This window comes from Bradyrhizobium sp. CCBAU 51627 (assembly GCF_028128765.1).
In the GTDB taxonomy this organism is placed as follows: domain Bacteria; phylum Pseudomonadota; class Alphaproteobacteria; order Rhizobiales; family Xanthobacteraceae; genus Bradyrhizobium.
The window spans coordinates 229,845-247,654 of the sequence record NZ_LBJG01000027.1 but is presented as its reverse complement, the minus strand read 5'-3'; the positions used below and the strand labels follow the sequence as shown (position 1 = coordinate 247,654).

General features: G+C 63.9%; 17 protein-coding genes. 8 read left to right on the top strand and 9 right to left on the bottom strand.

From position 1 onward, the window contains the following. Positions 1-41 precede the first annotated feature (41 nt). Both XH88_RS24685 and XH88_RS24680 read right to left on the bottom strand, forming a co-directional pair. Positions 42-347, bottom strand: a complete 306-nt coding sequence (locus XH88_RS24685; protein ID WP_271670856.1) for a hypothetical protein — start codon at positions 345-347, stop codon at positions 42-44. Between the two features lie 121 nt (positions 348-468). Next, a complete protein-coding gene (locus tag XH88_RS24680; RefSeq protein ID WP_271670855.1) occupies positions 469-972 on the bottom strand; it encodes a GNAT family N-acetyltransferase in 504 nt (167 codons plus the stop codon). A 154-nt stretch (positions 973-1,126) separates the two neighbouring features. Here XH88_RS24680 and XH88_RS24675 point away from each other — a divergent pair, with 154 nt between their 5' ends. Both XH88_RS24675 and XH88_RS24670 read left to right on the top strand, forming a co-directional pair. After that, positions 1,127-1,507, top strand: coding sequence for a COG4315 family predicted lipoprotein (locus XH88_RS24675; RefSeq protein ID WP_271670854.1), 381 nt, complete (start codon positions 1,127-1,129; stop codon positions 1,505-1,507). Between the two features lie 351 nt (positions 1,508-1,858). Beyond that, positions 1,859-2,350, top strand: a complete 492-nt coding sequence (locus tag XH88_RS24670) for a phasin (RefSeq protein WP_271670853.1) — start codon at positions 1,859-1,861, stop codon at positions 2,348-2,350. A 277-nt stretch (positions 2,351-2,627) separates the two neighbouring features. On the opposite strand, the gene XH88_RS24660 is transcribed toward XH88_RS24670, so the two are convergent. Then, the gene (locus tag XH88_RS24660; RefSeq protein ID WP_271671010.1) at positions 2,628-3,419 is read right to left on the bottom strand and encodes a Crp/Fnr family transcriptional regulator; all 792 of its coding nucleotides are present in this window, start codon (positions 3,417-3,419) and stop codon (positions 2,628-2,630) included. Positions 3,420-3,616: 197 nt separating this feature from the next. Continuing rightward, positions 3,617-4,171: a PAS domain-containing protein gene (locus tag XH88_RS24655; RefSeq protein ID WP_271670851.1), complete on the bottom strand. Its 555-nt coding sequence runs from the start codon at positions 4,169-4,171 to the stop codon at positions 3,617-3,619. A 451-nt stretch (positions 4,172-4,622) separates the two neighbouring features. On the opposite strand from XH88_RS24655, the gene XH88_RS24650 reads away from it, so the two are divergent. Next, positions 4,623-5,432, top strand: coding sequence for a rhomboid family intramembrane serine protease (locus XH88_RS24650; protein ID WP_271670850.1), 810 nt, complete (start codon positions 4,623-4,625; stop codon positions 5,430-5,432). Positions 5,433-5,620: 188 nt separating this feature from the next. Continuing rightward, a complete protein-coding gene (locus XH88_RS24645) occupies positions 5,621-6,049 on the top strand; it encodes a CBS domain-containing protein (protein ID WP_271670849.1) in 429 nt (142 codons plus the stop codon). 7 nt (positions 6,050-6,056) lie between these two features. Here XH88_RS24645 and XH88_RS24640 read toward each other — a convergent pair whose 3' ends face one another. Further along, positions 6,057-7,085 carry a patatin-like phospholipase family protein gene (locus XH88_RS24640; protein ID WP_271670848.1) on the bottom strand — a complete coding sequence of 343 codons (1,029 nt, stop codon included), beginning with the start codon at positions 7,083-7,085 and terminating at the stop codon, positions 6,057-6,059. Positions 7,086-7,331: 246 nt separating this feature from the next. Here XH88_RS24640 and XH88_RS24635 point away from each other — a divergent pair, with 246 nt between their 5' ends. Together XH88_RS24635 and XH88_RS24630 are read left to right on the top strand one after the other, a co-directional pair. Further along, positions 7,332-8,399: a hypothetical protein gene (locus tag XH88_RS24635; protein ID WP_271670847.1), complete on the top strand. Its 1,068-nt coding sequence runs from the start codon at positions 7,332-7,334 to the stop codon at positions 8,397-8,399. Between the two features lie 331 nt (positions 8,400-8,730). Next, on the top strand, positions 8,731-8,994 hold the full coding sequence (locus XH88_RS24630) for a hypothetical protein (RefSeq protein ID WP_271670846.1): 264 nt from the start codon (positions 8,731-8,733) through the stop codon (positions 8,992-8,994). A gap of 140 nt (positions 8,995-9,134) precedes the next feature. Here XH88_RS24630 and XH88_RS24625 read toward each other — a convergent pair whose 3' ends face one another. Then, entirely contained in the window at positions 9,135-9,578 is a 444-nt protein-coding gene (locus tag XH88_RS24625) for a hypothetical protein (RefSeq protein ID WP_271670845.1), read from the bottom strand. Positions 9,579-9,933: 355 nt separating this feature from the next. Here XH88_RS24625 and XH88_RS24620 point away from each other — a divergent pair, with 355 nt between their 5' ends. Next, positions 9,934-12,396 carry a putative bifunctional diguanylate cyclase/phosphodiesterase gene (locus XH88_RS24620; protein WP_271670844.1) on the top strand — a complete coding sequence of 821 codons (2,463 nt, stop codon included), beginning with the start codon at positions 9,934-9,936 and terminating at the stop codon, positions 12,394-12,396. Here XH88_RS24620 and XH88_RS24615 read toward each other — a convergent pair. The 3 genes from XH88_RS24615 to thrS all read right to left on the bottom strand — a co-directional run bounded on the left by XH88_RS24615 (position 12,382) and on the right by thrS (position 16,413). Beyond that, positions 12,382-13,650 carry a serine hydrolase domain-containing protein gene (locus tag XH88_RS24615; RefSeq protein WP_271670843.1) on the bottom strand — a complete coding sequence of 423 codons (1,269 nt, stop codon included), beginning with the start codon at positions 13,648-13,650 and terminating at the stop codon, positions 12,382-12,384. The genes XH88_RS24620 and XH88_RS24615 overlap by 15 nt on opposite strands. A gap of 63 nt (positions 13,651-13,713) precedes the next feature. Then, complete coding sequence (locus XH88_RS24610) at positions 13,714-14,277, bottom strand: nitroreductase family protein (protein ID WP_271670842.1); 564 nt, start codon at positions 14,275-14,277, stop codon at positions 13,714-13,716. Between the two features lie 93 nt (positions 14,278-14,370). Beyond that, the gene (gene thrS, locus XH88_RS24605) at positions 14,371-16,413 is read right to left on the bottom strand and encodes a threonine--tRNA ligase (protein ID WP_271670841.1); all 2,043 of its coding nucleotides are present in this window, start codon (positions 16,411-16,413) and stop codon (positions 14,371-14,373) included. 186 nt (positions 16,414-16,599) lie between these two features. Between thrS and XH88_RS24600 the strand changes: the two genes are divergently transcribed. Next, positions 16,600-17,775: an MFS transporter gene (locus XH88_RS24600; protein WP_271670840.1), complete on the top strand. Its 1,176-nt coding sequence runs from the start codon at positions 16,600-16,602 to the stop codon at positions 17,773-17,775. Positions 17,776-17,810 lie beyond the last annotated feature (35 nt).

The window sequence follows — 17,810 nt, the reverse complement described above, 5'->3', positions numbered from 1 at the left end:
CGGATTGCACCGGCGACATCATCTGAACTGTCGTTGTGGGCTCAGCGGCCACCGCCGCCTCCGCCACCACCACCGCCTCCTCCGCCGCCACCACCGCCGGCGTCGCGCATCGCCGAATTGTAGCGCGGATCGGCCTGCTTCATGTAGGTCGGCGACGTATCGCGATCGAGGCGAATGACGGGGCGCCGACCGGGTGCCGGATCCTGCAGGTTGAGGATGCCGCAGCTTTCGAACAAGCCGACGTCGCAGCCATAGGTGCGAAACTGTAACGCGTTGGCACTGGTTGCGGTGAATGCGGTCGTCGCAACGAATGTGATCAAAGCAACTTTGGGCAATGTGAGTTTCATGGAAATTCTCCAGCCTCAATTCGGCGAGACCGGAATGGCTCGCACAGTTCTTCGACGGGAGCTGATCGAAGCCGGTTCGAAGTCGGGCTTCACGCCCGCGTGAGCCGCGCACGAGGAGCGCCTATCTGCCGAGCTCGCGCAGCATGTAGGTCGCGGTTGCGCCGTAGGACGACAGCTTGTCGTGCAGCGCCGCATCCGCTGCGACGGGGTGGAAGCCGAGACGCTCCCATAGCACGCGCGTGCCGTAGACCGAGACCAGGGCAAGGGTCGTGATGCCGGAAGATCGCGCGATCTGCTCGATCTCCGTGACATAAGCGCGCGCCACGCCGCCGCGATAGTCGGGCAGCACGGCGACGTCGTGCAGATAGAGACAGTCGGCGGCCTGCGGCAATCGCTCGAGGAAGCCGTCGAGAGGCGGGATGTGTTGCCGCATCCAGGGATGGGCGAGGCCGTAGCCCGCGATCTCGTTGGCTATGGCAAGCACGCGACAGCCGTCAGGATAAAGCCGCATCTTCTCCGAAAGCACTTCGGGACGCTCGGGTAGATCAGGATGAATCCGTGTCGCGATCGCGCTGATCGCTTCGAGATCTCCTTTGTGCGCGCGGCGCCAACGCGGCTTGCTCATTCCTGCTTGCTCCGTATCGACCACCGCAATTTATTCCGTCGCATCGATACGCGCAGCCAAAAATATCTTTGCGCACGTTCGAGGAATAGTGCGCGCATTGCGGCGTCCTACCCATGCAAGCAAATTTTCTGGCCAATGCATGACAGGAGACACCATGACGACATCCTCGATCCGCCTCGCGCTCACGTTCGTTGCGTCCCTTGCGATCAGCTCCGCTGCGTTTGCGGCACCGCCGACCAAGACCGGCAAGGGCAGCGTGCTGACCGATGCCAAGGGCATGTCGCTCTACACCTTCGACAAGGACACGGACGGCAAGTCGGCCTGCAACGGCCCGTGTGCGACAAACTGGCCGGCGCTGAAGGCCGAGGCCAGCGACGCGCCGGGTGACGGCTACACCATCATCATCCGGGACGACGGCTCCAGGCAGTGGGCGCACAAGGGCAAGCCGCTCTACACTTTCGCCAAGGACACCAAGCCCGGCGACATCACCGGCGATGGTTTCCTGAACGGCGCCTGGCATCTGGCGATGCCGTGATGGATCGATAGCGAAGGGCCGGGCGTCGCTGGTGCAGGCGGTGTCCGGCCCCCAACGCCGGAGCTGATCTCAGGTTGGCGTGTGCGCCTGCAACAACTTCAAAGATGTAAAACGCAGTCTGCGCCGCTTCGCCGCATGAATTGATTTAATTTTGCGCCGAGAGTCCGAAAGCGAACCGAACCCCAGACTTTCGTCGGTCATAGTCGGCTCTGCAAGGGGGCGGGGGCGGTTATCCGCAGCAACAATCCTACCGCATTGAAAAATGGGAGTACTGGTGTCCCGGCGCCACAGGCACCGCTGGATGCCACGGGGAGTCTTCAATCCATGATCTAGTTTCGCTTGAGAGGATGAATGCCCGTGAGTGATGTCAATTTGAACGCAGACACGAATGCCGCTCCGCAGAACGGAGGAGCCAACGGAAGCGCAAAGCTCCAGTTCGACGTACCGTTCTTCAACATGCAGACGATCTTCGGCAATTTCGCCGAGCAGGGCGCGACACGGGCCCAGGCGAATTTTGCGCAGATCAAGGCGACGTCCGAGGAGATGACCGCAGCTCTCTGCGATGCCTGCTCGACCAATGCCAGGCGGGCCGCCGACTACCGCACCAAGGTTATCGAGATATCCCACGTCAACACCATTTCCACGCTCGAATTCTTTTCCCAGCTTGTCGATGCGAGGTCGTTTGCCGATCTCGTAGATCTCTCTACCGCCCACAGTCGCAAGATCCTTGAAACAACTTCGGCCCAGAATCGCGAGCTCTGGGACCTCGCCCGGAAGGTTGCGACCGAAACGGCTGATCCGATCAAGCAGAGCTTGAACCGGGTTTTGCGTAGCGCTGCTTGAATCGAAGCGGTTGGCCGCGCCGACCGGCTGGGTGAGCGTCTTCGCAAGAAAAGATGCCGTCCAGCCGGTTGCGGCCCCCTCATAATCGAGGTGATGCCAATCTGGAGGAAATCAGGATGGGTATGGTCATGATCAAGTGCCCGGAAACGGGAAGCGCCATTCCGACGGGCATCGAGATGGATGGCGAAAGGTTCCGGTGCAGCGCGGTGTTCTTTTCGCGCACCTATTGCAGGATGTGCGCCGCGACGCACGAATGGTTCGCCAGAGAGGCGTGGGTTTACGAGTCAGTCTTGGCGAGCGGTGGCTCCGGAGGGAGGCAGCCTGTCCGCGCCGGTGCGGCGTGACGCAGCCTCGGCGCCTCCTGCGAAACGATCCGATCGATCCTGCGGCTCATCACCTTGTAGCACTCACAGGCGACGGCCTCGAGCCGATGCCTGTCGATCTCGAGCTGGCCGCGCCGGCTGGATTTGATCGCGCGTGAGGTTCGCAACGCGCTCACCACATGCGTGACCGTGGTACGCCGGACGCCGAGCAATTCCGACAGCGTCTCCTGCGTCAAGGACAAGATGTCACCACCGTCGGTCCGGTCGTGAATGTGCAGAAGCCAGCGGGCGAGGCGCGCTTCGACGGAATGCAGCGCATTGCAGGCCGCGACGTGCTGGAATTGCGTAAGCATCGCCCTGGTGAGAAGCTGAACCGAGTTTGCGATGGCGGGACTGCGTTCGAGTGCGGTGTGAAATCGCGCGGGCGAAATCTGCAGCGCTGTCCCCGCCACGCGCACGACAGCGGTCATGGGCGATCGGGTCGGGGCGAGTGCTGTCATCAGCCCGACGCTCCCATCGTTGCCGATCACGGCAGTTGCCGCCGTCTGTCCGTTTGGCAGCTCCATGATGAGGGCGATCGCGCCGCTGCAGGGAAACCAGAGATGCTCGACCTTGTCGCCCGATCGAACCAGGACTGCGTCGTGCGTGAGCGGTACTTTCCGCAGATGCGGTGCAAGCAAAGCGAAGTCCGCCGGCGGTAACGCAGCTAACAGGCGATTGCCAACTCGAGTCGCGTGCTCCATCACGGGAATCGTCCCTGGACGGAGGCCCGGCAGATGCATCTTCACCGGCCCGGCCGCGTGAACGCTTACCCACAGCGGGTTGGGCAAACGCACCTTGAATGTTAAGGTTCCAGTGACGGATTACAAGCGTGCGCGCACCTTTGAGCGGCCGTATTTTGGCCGCTGCTCGCAATGCTGCGCGTCGGACGCGAGAACTGGTCCTAGCGCAGCCCCTCGTACACCATCAGCCCGCGTGCGATCTGCAGTTTGCGGATTGCGCGCGGCAGCAATTTCTCCGGTTGGTGCAGATAGCGCCAGGAGGTGACGGTGAAGGCTGAAAGCGCGCCGCATTCGTCGTCGAACGGCGCGAGCACGCCGGTCAAGCTCACCGGCGTGTGCGGGCGGGCGTTGAAGGGCAGCAGCAGCAGCTCGAGATAGGCCTTGCTGCCGTCCTCGCGCAGCGCCGTGAGGCCGGCGATGGCACCTAACGTTTCGTCGGCAACGACGGTCGCGATTTCCTCGATCTCGCCGCGGCTCGCATCGGCGAACAGTGCGGCAAAGCCCTGGTCCTTGAGATCGCGGCCGGCGAGGGCGCAGACGCGGGTGCCGGCGACGCGGAATGGAAAGCCTGTCTTCGGCTCGCAGGACAGGACGAAGATATCGCCCAGTAGCTCGCGCACGGCGGCCGGGTCGATATCGGCCCGATCAGGGGCCCGCCCGTTGCCGCGCTTCTCGTCCCAATACGCGAAAAACGCGCGACTAGATGGATGTTTCATGACCGACGCTCACCCCTCGGCGCAACCTCATGGGACAAACCTGTCCCGCTTCAGCGCACCAGAGATCCCTTTGATGTTGTGCAGGAGGGGAATTGCAGCGTCCATGCCGCGGGGGCGTATTTGGCGTCGCGGGCGCTGTCTTTGCGTCGTTAACGTTAAATTAACTATGCGCTTTCGCCCGGCGTCGCCCTTGCTATGGTGGTCGCGGTCGCAAGCCTCGCCGCTTTCATCCAGGTTCTCGGCGGGGCCTGTACACGGGCGTCAAACAGTTTGGTCACTGGCCGCGGGGAGGGGTGGGGATACTCCTTGTTCTTCCGTTGCGCCGGGAAGGCCGACACGGACAGGCAGGGCTTCCCAGGGTCCTGCCTTTTCCCTTTGTGCACTTGCGCAAGGGCGGCAAAGGCGACTATCTGCAGGCTTGTAGTTTCGATCGCCTGAAAGCGAAACCGCCTTGGATTCCCCGCCACAACCCCCATCGGATCAGCCGGTCGTCGTCGAAGAGGCGCCCCGCGAGCCGATCCTGACGCTGCCGTGGCCGCTGACGGCCTATGTCGCCCTCCTGGCGCTGATTCATCTGCGGGTGCTGTTGCCGCCGGAGCTGGATAACTGGACCATCGACGTCTTTGGCTTCATCCCGAAGCGCTACGATTCCTCGCTGGTCAATCTGCAATTCGAGGGCGGAGCTGGGGCCAAGGTCTGGACCTTCGTCACCTATTCGCTGCTGCACGCCAACCTCACCCATCTCGCCTTCAACGTGCTGTGGCTGCTGCCGTTCGGCAGCGCGCTGGCGCGACGGTTTGGCGCGCTGCGCTTCTTCGTGTTCCTGGCGGTGACGGCGGCGGCGGGCGCGCTCGCCCATCTCGTCACCCACGAGCACGCGGTGGTGCCGATGATCGGCGCTTCGGCCTCGGTATCGGGCGCGATGGCGGCGGCAATCCGGTTCGCCTTCGTGCGGGGCAGCTTCCTGTCGTTCAGTCGTTCGGATGCAGATACCGCAGCCAGGGTTCCGGCTCTGCCGCTGTTGCATGCCCTGCGCGACGGGCGGATCATCGGCTTTCTGGGCGTGTGGTTCGCCCTCAACATCATCTTCGGTGCCGGCGGGATCGGCGTCGACGGTGAGAGTGCGGGCGTTGCCTGGCAGGCGCATATCGGCGGCTTCTTCGCAGGGCTGTTGCTGTTCGCGCTGTTCGATCCGGTGCCGCGCGTGCGAAGCGACGATGCTGCGGATGCGTCATCACGGGACCTTTCAAACGGTATTTGAAGCGGCGCTTGCAGCGCAGCCCGAATTCATCCATCATTCCCAAGAAGAATGTTCCGAAGCGACAAGCTGCTAGCAGCGATGCTTCGCAAAGCGCACGAGCGTGAAACCGGCGCCAAAACTGTTAGTTGAAGACTCGCGAACAAGTCCGGACCGCGGAAAGCGGACGGATCCGCTTCAGGGAGGCGACAATGACGGTACGTTCCATTCTCAACACCAAGGGCCACCAGATCATGAGCGTCGAGCCAGGCGCGAAGCTGGCTGCCGCGATCAAGCTGCTTGGCGAGAAGAAGATCGGCGCGGTGCTGGTGATGAACCAGAGCCGGCTCGAGGGCATCCTGTCGGAGCGCGACATCGTTCGCGTGCTCGGCGAGCGCGGTGCCGGCGTGCTGGAAGAGCCGGTGAGCCAGGTCATGACCCGCAAGGTCGTCACGTGCAAGGAGACCGACACGGTCGCCGAGCTCATGGAGATGATGACAACAGGCAAGTTCCGCCACCTTCCGGTGCTCGAGAACAACAAGGTGGTCGGCCTGATCTCGATCGGCGACATCGTCAAGCGCCGCGTCCAGGAATACGAGTCCGAGCAGGAAGCGCTGCGCGACTACATCAAGACGGCCTGAACCGGACTTACTCCGCCGCCTTTGGCGCGGCGCCTTTCGGCGCCGGCGCCAGCACGTCGATCGTTTCCTGGATCGACTCCAGCGCGCGTTCGGCGGCACGCGCGCCGTGCGCGATCAGATCGTCGGCGCGGTGGAAATCGAACCAGCCGAACTGGCCGACCCGCGGCGTGATCAGCAGGTCCGGCGGATCACCGGCGAGCCGCGCGCGGGTGATGCGGTCCTGCATGATGTTGAAGGCATCCACCATCACCGACGAAATGCCGGGACGCCCGGCGCTGCCGAAGAACTCGCGCTTGACGGTTTTCTCCGGCGAGAAGATGCGCGCAAAGCGCCGCTTGACCGGTGGCTCCTCGGTCATGGGCCCATCAGGCGCAGGCATCGCGCCGTGCGCATGGATCGTCGTCGAATGGGTGAAGACGTCGGTCGACAGGTTGACGGCGATGACGATCTCGGCGCCGAGCGCCCGCGCCGCCGACACCGGCACCGGGTTCACCAGCGCGCCGTCGACCAGCCAGCGGTCGCCGATCATCACCGGCGAGAAGATGCCGGGCAGGGCATAGGACGCGCGCATGGCCTCCACCAGGCGGCCGCGCGTCAGCCAGATCTCATGGCCGGTGCGGACCTCGGTCGCGACCGAGGCGTATTTCATCGGCAGGTCCTCGATCAGGGTCTGGCCGATCGATTCCTCCAGCCGGCTTGCGAGCTTCTCGCCGCCGATCAGGCCCGAACCGTTGAGGCGGATGTCGAGATAGCCGAGGATGTTGCGCACGCCCTGCAGGCTGCGCGCCCAGTCTTCCAGCGCGTCGAGCCGATTGGCCGCATAGGCGCCGCCGACCGCCGCGCCGATCGAGGTGCCGACCACGACATCGGGCACGATGCCGTTGGCCAGCAGTGTTCTCATGATCCCGATATGGGCGAAGCCGCGTGCCGCGCCGCCTCCCAGCGCGAGACCGAGGACGGGACGGCGGATGCTGCCGAGGCCGACCTTCTCGCCATTCGCACCGTTCACGCCCCGACCTTTCAAGATATCCAGCACCGAAACTCTCCTACTCCGGGCCAGCCCTCGTTCCAGAGTAGGCACCGCGCTTCCGCTTCGCCAGAAAGACGGCAAAGCTTGGTTTACAAGCGTTCGAGACGCAGTGGGCAGGAGTGTGGCGATGGCTGGTTGCCTCTGATGTAATCACGCAAGCGTCAACCGGGTTCCAAAGGTCGGCCGCGAAGTCGTATTTCCCAAGGTTTCAGAGGCTTGAATTTGCCGCGTTTTCGGTGAAAAGCAGAGGCCATGACTTTCGGGGGTGACGGCATCATCGGCTGGTGGCGCAGCGGCAGGCTGCGGCCGGCGCTTGTCTTGGCCCTGTGCCTCGTCGCCCTGGGCCAAAATACCGCCCAGGCGCAGCTTTTCTCCGATCGTCCGCCGCCGGTGCCGCCGGCTCCCGTTCCCGACCCCGGCGGGGCCGTCAGCCTGGCGCCGCCCTCAGGTCCGGGCGCCGGTCCGAGCCTGCCGCCGACCCTGATGCAGCCGAATACGCCCAGCATGCCGCCCGCGGTGACGACCGTACCGCCGGCAGCCCCCCTCAATGCGGCTGCGCCCGGGCAGGCCGTGCTGTCGCTGTCGGCCAAATACGGCAAGGACACCCCCGCAATCAGCAGTGGCCTGGTCTGGCGGGTATTTGCCGACCGTCCCGACGAGAACGGCACCTTCAAGCTGATCCGCGAAGACCGTAGCGCCACGCCCAACATCGTGCTGCCGCCCGGCAATTACGTCGTGCACGTCGCCTTCGGGCTCGTCAGCGCGGTGCGTACCGTCAGCCTGAAGGCCGAGACCGACCGCGAATCCTTCGTGCTGCCGGCCGGCGGCCTTCGCATCGAGGGGCGGGTCGGCACCAGCCGCATTCCGCAGAACCAGATCTCGTTCGCGATCTACAAGGGCAGCCAGTTCGAATCCGGCGAGCGCGCCGCGCTGGTGCCGAATGTCGCCGCCGGCGACGTCGTGCTGATCCCGGAGGGGACCTACTACATCATCTCCAACTACGGCGATGCCAATTCGGTGGTGCGCTCGGACATCCGCGTCCAGGCCGGCAAGCTCACCGACGTCACCATCACCCACCGCGCCGCCGTGATCACGCTCAAGCTCGTCAGCGACAAGGGGGGCGAGGCGCTCGCCAACACCGCCTGGTCGGTGCTGACGCCAGGCGGCGACGTGATCAAGGAATCGATCGGCGCCTTCCCGCGTGTCGTGCTCTCCGAAGGCGAGTACCGCGCCATCGCCAAGAACGAAGGCAAGGTCTACGAGCGCGGCTTCAACGTCGTGAACGGCGTCGACGGCGAAGTCGAAGTCGTCGCGCATTAGCGCTGCTTGGTCCTCGTCTATGAAGACCGGCTCGATCCTCGTCGGGGATTTGCACCAACTCTCATTCAGCGCACGAAGATGCCATCTCCCGTTACCTTTACTTAGGTGAGTACGCGCGCACCTGATCAGGGCGCTGTGTTCTGACCTGAATGCGCTGCAAGCGCGACCAGTCAGCGCCGCCAAACTGAGCTGCAAGATCGAGCAAACACCGGCGGCGTCGGCTTATTCCGGGATCGTCGCGACCTCGCGATACCGGTGCAGGATACATATTTCCGGCAATGAATTTCATTCGCTTTCCATCCTGTCGCGTTATATGTCGGGCGTCGATCCAATGGGGAAGCCGGCGCAGTCTTGGTGGGCTCGCGCGATCGGCCAGGAGCAGGGGACCAAGCGCGGCGGCATGTTCGAAGTGATCCTCACCAGGCGCAAACGGTTCGGTTGGCGGTGGCAGGTCTGTGACCACTCCGGCAAGATTTTTGCCGATGGCTTCGAGCGCACGCGGCCCTCAGCCAAATACCACGGCGAGCGCGCCCTGTTCTTCCTGCTCTCCCAGGCGCACTTGCGCAACCGCTCGGCGGCGTCGAGCGAGGATTAGTCGCGGCGAACGACGTTTCGTAGGGTAGGTTAGCCGAAGGCGTAACCCACCATCTGTTTCGACACATCAATCACTTGCGTTGCCCGACGGGCAAAACACGCTAGCCGTGGGGCAATTCCCTCCGCCAAAAATATTCCGCTTTACCGAAATTCGGAAAGGGCGTATGTGTTGCGGCAACCCGGCCCAAGGAAGAGGGGCGTATCGCGATCGTCACGAACGCGGGCCGGGCGGCGGTGGGCGTGGGTCACATCGGCGCGGAAGGCTTTCGCAGGGCGGGCAACCGTGAGCGAAAGCGTCGCGCACACGACCGGTGTGATTCCTGCGTACGGCAAAATCGTGTGGTCCTGGCGGCCGAAGTCTGTGCGCCAAGTCTTGCGGTGATGCGTGTGGTCCAACCGGACCTTCGCATCAGCTATCTGCAGGGCGACGGGGGCAATAGTGCAGCGCTCCCCGGGGAGATCACGACATAAGCCGTCAAACCACTGCGCAGGGAAGGCCGGATGTTTCGGCTTCACCTGTATGCCGCTGTGCAGCCTCTTGTAGCGCAACTCTTCGCACAGTGGACCGCGGGTGCCAGCCAGCACCCGGTCTTCCCTGCGCCCTTTTTCAGATGAGGGCGAGCTTGATGAAGCAAACCTCGGGCGAGATGCGCCGCGAGGATGCGAAGGCGTGTCTGCTTGCTCCGTCATCGCGAGCGCAGCGAAGCAATCCGGAAATGTATCCGCGGAAAGACTCTGGATTGCTTTTTTGCGCGTTGCGGCGCGTCCGGGACAAGAGGCGATCGCATTTCAAACCACTGTCATAGTTTCTAAGACGCGCTAACCATCGCCCGACTTAAAACTGTCATAATCGCCGAACGGAACCCGAGGCAGCGCGCTCTTTACACCGCATTAAGGGCGCTTGCATTGGATGCGGCGCGAAAGTGCGTTGGGGACTGCAATGAGTGCCGCGAAGAAGATGCCGGGCAAACCGGCCACCGAAATGTTTGACGACATCCCGGTGCTTCAGCGCAAATGGCGTGCCGCGTTGAAGCCGGGGGACCGGCTGCCGCGCTATGAGGATGTGATGCTCGGCAGTCTCGGACGGCTGGCCGATCACATCGCGCTGCTGAGGGGCGACGATACACTCGAGCTGTCTCGCAGCGGACGTTATGTGCAGAAATGGCTCGGCGAGGAACGCTGGGACATTCCGGTCGCGGAGCTGTCGCCCGATTGCGCCACCGCGCTGTCCGAAGCCGTGGCAAACGCGCTCGGCAACGAACAGCCGCACCAGGCCAGCGCACATTGCGTGCGCGACGGCATGGTCAGGACCTACGATCTGCTGGCGATGCCGACGGCCTCGCGCTGGGGCGCCAAGCTCGTGGGGGTCTACGTCAACGAGCGCGGTGCGCAGTACAATCTGCTCGACGCGATTTTCGCCGCGACTGACGATGCGGTGGTCTCGCTGGCGACGCTGCGCGATGCCGGCGGCAGGCCGTTCGATCTCCAGATCGTGCATCATAACAAGAGCGCGGGACTGCTGTTGAAGGTCGAAAGTGCCGGCTTGCTGTGGCGGCGGATCGGCGAGGGCAACACGCTGCTGGCCGCGCCCGAAATCATGGAATTCCTCCTCAAGGCGGTCTCCGGCGGCCGCGGCGAGCAGCTCGAGATCGAGCACGATGGCCGCTACCTCCGCCTCAGCGCCACCGCGTTTGCCGACGTGGTCTCGCTGACGATCTCAGATGTGACCGCACTGAAGCGGCGCGATGCCTCGTTTCGGCTGCTGTTCGACAGCAACCCGATGCCGATGTGGGTGTTCGACGCAGAGACCAAGCAGTTCCTTGGCGTCAATGACGCCGCAGTCCAGCATTACGGCTATAGTCGCGCAGTATTTCTGCGCATGAAGTTGCACGAGATCTGGCCCGAGGACGAGTGGGACAGCCACGCCGAGGCGCTTGAACGCATCGGAGATACCTACCACTCCTCGCGCAACTGGCGGCACTTGCGCGCCGACGGCAGCGAGATCGAGGTGCTGACTTTCGGCCGTCGCGTCGCCTTCGGCGATCGCGATGGCTATCTGGTCGCGGTGGTCGACATCACCGAACGCCGCAAGGCCGAGGCGCGGATCGCCCATATGGCCCATCATGACGGGCTGACCGATCTGCCGAACCGGGAATATTTCCGGGAGCGCCTGAAGCAGGCGCTCGACCAGGCCGGCGGCAAGCGCGTCGGCGTGCTCTACATCGATCTCGACCTGTTCAAGAACATCAACGATTCCTTCGGGCATCCCGCAGGCGATCGCCTGCTCAAGTTGGTCGCAGAACGCCTGACCACAGCGGTCCGCGGCGCCAATCTTGCGGCGCGCCTTGGCGGCGACGAATTCGCCGTGATACTGGCGGCCGACGTCTCGCCGAACGAGGCGAGTGCCTGCGCGACCTTGCTGATCGACATGCTGAAGTCGCCCTACGACATCGACGGTCAGGAGATGGTGATCGGCGCCAGCATCGGCATCGCGCTGTCGCCGGGCGACGGCGTGACGTCAGAGGAGTTGATGCGCAACGCCGACATGGCGTTGTACCGGGCGAAATCCGACGGCGGTGGCGTGCACCATTTCTTCGAACGCGAGATGGACCTGCAGGCGCAGAGGCGCCGCGATCTGGAGCTCGATCTGCGCCGCGCCTTTGCCAATGGTGAGTTCGAGCTGCACTACCAGCCGCTGGTGTCGATCGCCTCCGACCGCATCTCCGGCTTCGAGTCGCTGTTGCGCTGGCGTCATCCCGACAAGGGCATGATCTCGCCGGCCGAGTTCATCCCGGTTGCCGAGGACATCGGCCTGATCACGCAGCTCGGCGAGTGGGTGCTGCGCGAGGCTTGCGCCGAAGCAGTGAAGTGGCCCCTCGACGTCAAGGTCGCGGTCAATCTGTCGCCGGCGCAGTTCCGCAGCCGTAATCTCGTTCAGGTCGTGATCTCGGCGCTGGCGCAATCCGGCCTGTCGCCGAAGCGGCTCGAGCTCGAGATCACCGAGTCGATCTTCCTCGCCGAGACCGATGCCAACCTCGCGATCCTGCATCAGCTCCGCGAGCTCGGCGTCGGCATCTCCATGGATGATTTTGGCACCGGCTATTCCAGCCTGAGTTATCTGCGCAGCTTTCCGTTCGACAAGATCAAGATCGACCGATCCTTCGTCAAGGATCTGGCGCAGCGGCCCGATTGCGGCGCAATCGTCCGCGCGATCTCCGGCCTCGGACGCAGCCTCAACATCACCACGACCGCAGAGGGCGTCGAGACCGAGGATCAGCTCGACTGGCTGCGCGCCGAAGGCTGCAACGAGGTGCAGGGCTTTCTGTTCAGTGCGGCACGGCCGGCCGCCGAGATCGCAAAATTGCTGGCCGATTTCGGCCAGCGCGCTTCACGGGCGGCGTAGCTCCTCGGGATAGCAATCGTAGACCAGCGCCTTGAACGCCGGCGTGATGCGGCCGCGCTCGTTCTGGGTCTGCTGCATCAGCAGGTAGATCATGTCGAGCTTGGGATCGACGCCGAAATAGGTGCCGCTGCCGCTATCCCATTTCAATTCGCCGAGCGAGCCCGGCGGAGGCGGTTTCGCGTCGCCGGGATCGGTGCGTACCGCAAGGCCGTAGCCATAGCCAAAGCCGTCGCCCGGGAAATAGAAATAGTCGCGTCCGACGCCGGAGCCCGGTCCGATCTGGTCGGTCGTCATATCCTTGAAGGCGGCGGGGCTGAGATAGCGCTTGCCGTCGAACTCACCGCCGTTGAGCAGCATTTGCGAGAAGCGCTGATAGTCGGTGATGGTCGAGAGCAGGCCGCCGCCGCCGGATTGCCATTCCCGATGGGCAAGCCGTTCGCGCTCGGCATCGAGCAGGATCTGGTCGCTCGGCAGCGGCCGTGCCATGCGCTCGAGCTCGTCCAGTGTCGACAGCACGAATTTCGTGCTGGTCATGCCGAGTGGATCGAGAATGCGTTGCTTCAGGGCGTCGTACAGCGTCTGCCCGGTGATGATCTCGATGACGCTGCCGAGCACATCGGTGGAATGACCGTAACGCCACAACGTGCCCGGCTGCCGCGCCAGCGGCAGCTTGGCGATGCGATCGGCAAATTCCCTGTTATCGAACTGGCCGGCGAAGATGTCGGCTTCCTTGTAGGCGAGTTCGACCCATTTGCCGCCGATATAATCGTAGCTGATGCCGGAGGTGTGCCGCATCAGGTCCCTGATCGTCACGGGACGAACCGGAGGCACCAGATCGAGCGCCAGCGAACCGTCGGGCTTGGTGACCTCGAGACCCACTTTGGTGCCGGCGAAGAGGGGGACGTATTTCGACACGGGATCGGCGAGCGCGAGCTTGCCCTCGTCGATCAGCATCATCGCGGCGAGGCTGGTGATCGGCTTGGTCATGGAATGGATCGCGAAGATCGTGTCCGGCGTCATCGACAGGCGCGTCCTCACGTCGCGCACGCCGAACATCTTGAAATAAACAGGCTTGCCGTGCTGCTGGACGAGCACAATCGCCCCCGGCAATCGGCCGGTGGTGACCTCGTTCTCGAAGTACGAGGTGATGCGTCGCAGCTTGTCGGGCGCGGGGGCCGGGATGTCGGCGGCGCGGCTCCGCGCCATCGTGCCGGCCAGCATTGCGGCCCCGACCAGAAATTCACGACGCTTCATCCGGGCTTCCTCCCTCGCCGGGAACAAAGCCGCAAGACATCAGGAGCGTCAACAAGTCTTCGATTAGAAGCGCGTCACGATTTCGGAAAGGACCGGTCGCGGACGATCCTCGCTCGGCTTGGTCGGCTTGCCGATGTGGACGAAGCCGGCAAGTTTCTCGTCCGCCTTGAGGCCGAGGCCATCAAGCACGTCGCGATCGAAGGCGAACCAGCCCGTCAACCAGGCCGCGCCATAACCGAGAGCCGTCGCCGCCGTGACGATGTTCATGGCGCTGGCACCTGCCGACAATTCCTGCTCCCAAGCCGGCACCTTCGGATGCGGCTTGGTGAAGCTGACGATGCCGATCACCAGCGGCGCGTCAGTGAGGCGCTTGCGCTCGATTTCGATATCGGCGGCGGGCGCGCCGGGATTCTTGCGGGCAAAGACCTTGGCAATCACCTCGCCGGCGCGCTGACGTGCGTCGCCCTCGAAAATGATGAAGCGCCAGGGCACGAGCTTGCCGTGGTCGGGCACCCGCGCGCCGATGGTGAGAATGGTCTCGAGCTCGGCCGGCGAAGGGCCGGGGCCGGTCATCTCGCGCGGCTTGACCGAGCGGCGGGTCTTCAGGAGTTCGATGGCATCAAGCATTGGGATGATCTCTTCGGCTGGTCGTCGGGCGTGCCATGCCGAGATAGGCATGCACGCCCGCAACCGGAAGCGAATTTAGATCGATTTCAGAAATCAGGCCGCCCCGCGCGCCCGTCGCACGTCCGGCGGGGTCGCTTCGTCGACCAGCGCAGCGATGGCCTCCGCGGTCGTCATCACCTTCTGGCCATCACTGCCGAGCCGGCGGACCGAGACCGAATGCGTCTCGGCCTCTTTCTTGCCGACCACGAGCAGCGCTGGAATCTTGGCCAGCGAGTGCTCACGGACCTTGTAGTTGATCTTCTCGTTGCGCAGGTCGATCTCGACCCGAAGCCCCGCGCGCCGCGCCTGCTCCAGGACCACCTTGGCGTATTCGTCGCCTTCCGAGGTGATGGTCGTGACCACCGCCTGCACCGGCGAGAGCCAGAGCGGGAAGTTGCCGGCATAGTGCTCGATCAGGATGCCGATATAGCGCTCCATCGAGCCACAGATCGCGCGGTGCACCATGACGGGCGGTTTCTTGCCGCCGTCATGATCGATATAGAAAGCACCGAACCGCTCCGGCAGGTTGAAGTCGACCTGCGTGGTGCCGCATTGCCAGTCGCGGCCGATGGCGTCGCGCAGCACATACTCGAACTTCGGCCCGTAGAACGCGCCTTCGCCCGGGTTGATCTCGGTCTTGATGTGATTGTTCTGCGACTGGATCTCGCGCAGCACCGTCGCCATCACGCGCTCGGCATGATCCCACATCGCATCCGTGCCGACGCGTTTCTCCGGCCGTGTCGACAGTTTCACGGTGAGATCACCGGTGAAGCCGAAATCGGCATAGGTCGACAGGATCAGATCGTTGATCTTGAGGCACTCCTCGGCGAGCTGATCCTCCGTGCAGAAGATATGCGCGTCGTCCTGGGTGAAGCCGCGCACACGCATCAGGCCGTGCATGGCGCCCGATGGCTCGTAGCGATGCACCACGCCGAACTCGGCGAGACGGAGCGGCAGGTCCCGGTAGCTCTTCAGGCCGTGCTTGAAGATCTGGACGTGGCCGGGGCAGTTCATCGGCTTGAGCGCAAACCAGCGCTTGTCCTCGGCCTCGTCGCCGGCCGACTGCGCCGCGAACATGTTCTCGCGATACCAGCCCCAATGGCCCGAGGTCTCCCACAGCACCTTGTCGAGGATCTGCGGTGCGTTGACCTCGCTGTAGTCGCCGGTCAGGCGGCGGCGCATATAGGCGATGAGCTGCTGGAAGATGGTCCAGCCCTTCGGATGCCAGAACACGACTCCAGGGCCTTCCTCCTGGAAATGGAAGAGGTCGAGCTCGCGTCCGAGCTTGCGATGGTCGCGCTTCTCGGCTTCCTCGATCTGCTTAAGATAGGCGTCGAGGTCCTCCTGCTTGGCGAAGGCGGTGCCGTAGATGCGGGTCAGCATCGGGTTGTTGCTGTCGCCACGCCAATAGGCGCCGGCCACCTTCATCAATTTGAAGGCGCCTCCGACCTTGCCGGTCGAGGTCATGTGCGGGCCGCGGCAGAGATCGAACCAGTCGCCCTGGTAGTAGATCTTGATCGGCTCGTTGCCGGGAATGGCGTCGACCAGCTCGACCTTGAAGGCCTCGCCCTTGTCGCGGAACACTTGCTTCGTTTTCTCGCGGTCCCAGACTTCCTTGGTGAACGGCTTGTCGCGCGCGATGATCTCCCGCATCTTCTTCTCGATGGCGGCGAAATCCTCGGGCGTGAACGGCTCGTTGCGGAAGAAGTCGTAGTAGAAGCCGTTCTCGATCACCGGGCCGATGGTCACCTGCGTGCCCGGCCACAGCGATTGCACGGCTTCGGCGAGCACGTGGGCGCAGTCGTGGCGGATCAGTTCGAGCGCTTCCGGCTCGTCGCGGGTGATCAGCCTGAGGTTGGCGTCAGCTTCGATGGGATCGTTGAGATCGGTAAGCACGCCGTCGAGTGCCATCGCCACGGTGCGCTTCGCGAGCGAGGGCGAGATGCCCTTGGCGACATCGAGGCCGGTAATGCTCTTGTCATATTGGCGCTGGGCGCCGTCGGGGAAGGTAAGGGTGACTTTGGCGGCGGGGGTCACGGGCTTCAGGTTGCTGAGGGAATATTGGAAGCCGGATTCGGATTTGGGCTGGTCAGACATTGCTTTTCTCCTGAGGCTCACTCCTGCGAACGAGCGCAGGTAAGCGGGAACGAGCGATATATCAGGCGATTCGGCCCGTGCAATCCGGCATTTCCAAGAAAGTGGCGCGCAAAAGCGGAGGCAGCGCTCCAACTATTTCGGGCCGTGCCCTTTAACTCGTCACGAGCCGCCGCTACATGCGTTTGCATGGAAAATGCCCCCGCCGCCCGCCGTCTCGCCCCTTCAGCCCTGATGCTCGGCAATCTTGTCACCGGCTGCTCGGTCCTGGCGCCGGCGGGCATGCTGCCGGAGCTAGCGACCGGGCTCGATGTCAGCATCCATGCCGCCGGGCTCCTTATCACCTTTGGTGCGATCATCCTGTGCATCGGCTCGCCGCTGACGGCGTGGCTGACCAGCCGCATTGAACGGCGGATCTTGCTCACCATGACGCTCGCCGTGCTGGCTCTCGGCAATCTGGCCTCGGCCTTTGCGCCCGACTATGCGAACCTCCTCGCCATCCGCCTGGTGATGCTCGCGGTCGGCGCGCTGTACACACCGCAGGCCGCGGGCACGGCGGCGCTGATCGTGCCGGCGGAGCGGCGCGGCAGCACCATTGCCTATATCTTCCTGGGCTGGTCGCTCGCGGCCGCCGCCGGCCTTCCGCTGATCACCTTGATCGCCAGCCGCTATGGCTGGCGCGCCGCCTATGGCGAGATCGGTGCGCTCGGCTGTGTCAGCTTCCTGTTCTTGCTGATGCGGTTGCCGGGAGGCTTGAAGGGCGCCCCGGTGGATCTGAAGACCTGGGCCGAGGTCGGCCGCAGCAGGATCATCCTGCTCCTGCTTGCGATCACCATGCTGCAAATGTCGGGGCAGTTCGTCGTTTTCACCTACATGGGTCCGCTGCTCAACAAGCTCACCGGCGCCGGCCCTGATGCGATCGGTCTCGTGTTCGCGCTCTACGGCGTTTGCGGCTTTCTTGGCCTCGTCATCGCGACCCGCATTGTCGACACCGCGGGGTCTTACCGCACCTCCGTGCTGTTCACGTCCCTGTTGCTTGCCGGGATGACGGGCTGGGCGCTCGGTGCCGGCACGCTCGTGCTGATGGCCGGCGCGGTCGCGATCTGGGGGCTTGGCTTTGCATCGACCAATTCGATGCAGCAGGTGCGACTGGTCGCGGCCGCGCCGCCGCTGGCATCGGCGACCGTCGCGCTCAATACATCCGTCCTCTATATCGGACAGGCAGTCGGCTCCGCCGTTGGCGGGATGCTGTTCGCCCGCGAGCAGCTGCATATGCTCGGCTTCGTGGCGGTCGGCTTCGTCGTGCTGGCGGTCATCCTGGTGATCCTGACCCGGCGCCCGCCGCTGGCTGCCACCAAGGCCTGAATCCTGCGTTTTCGTCTGTGCAAGGCGCTTGGCAA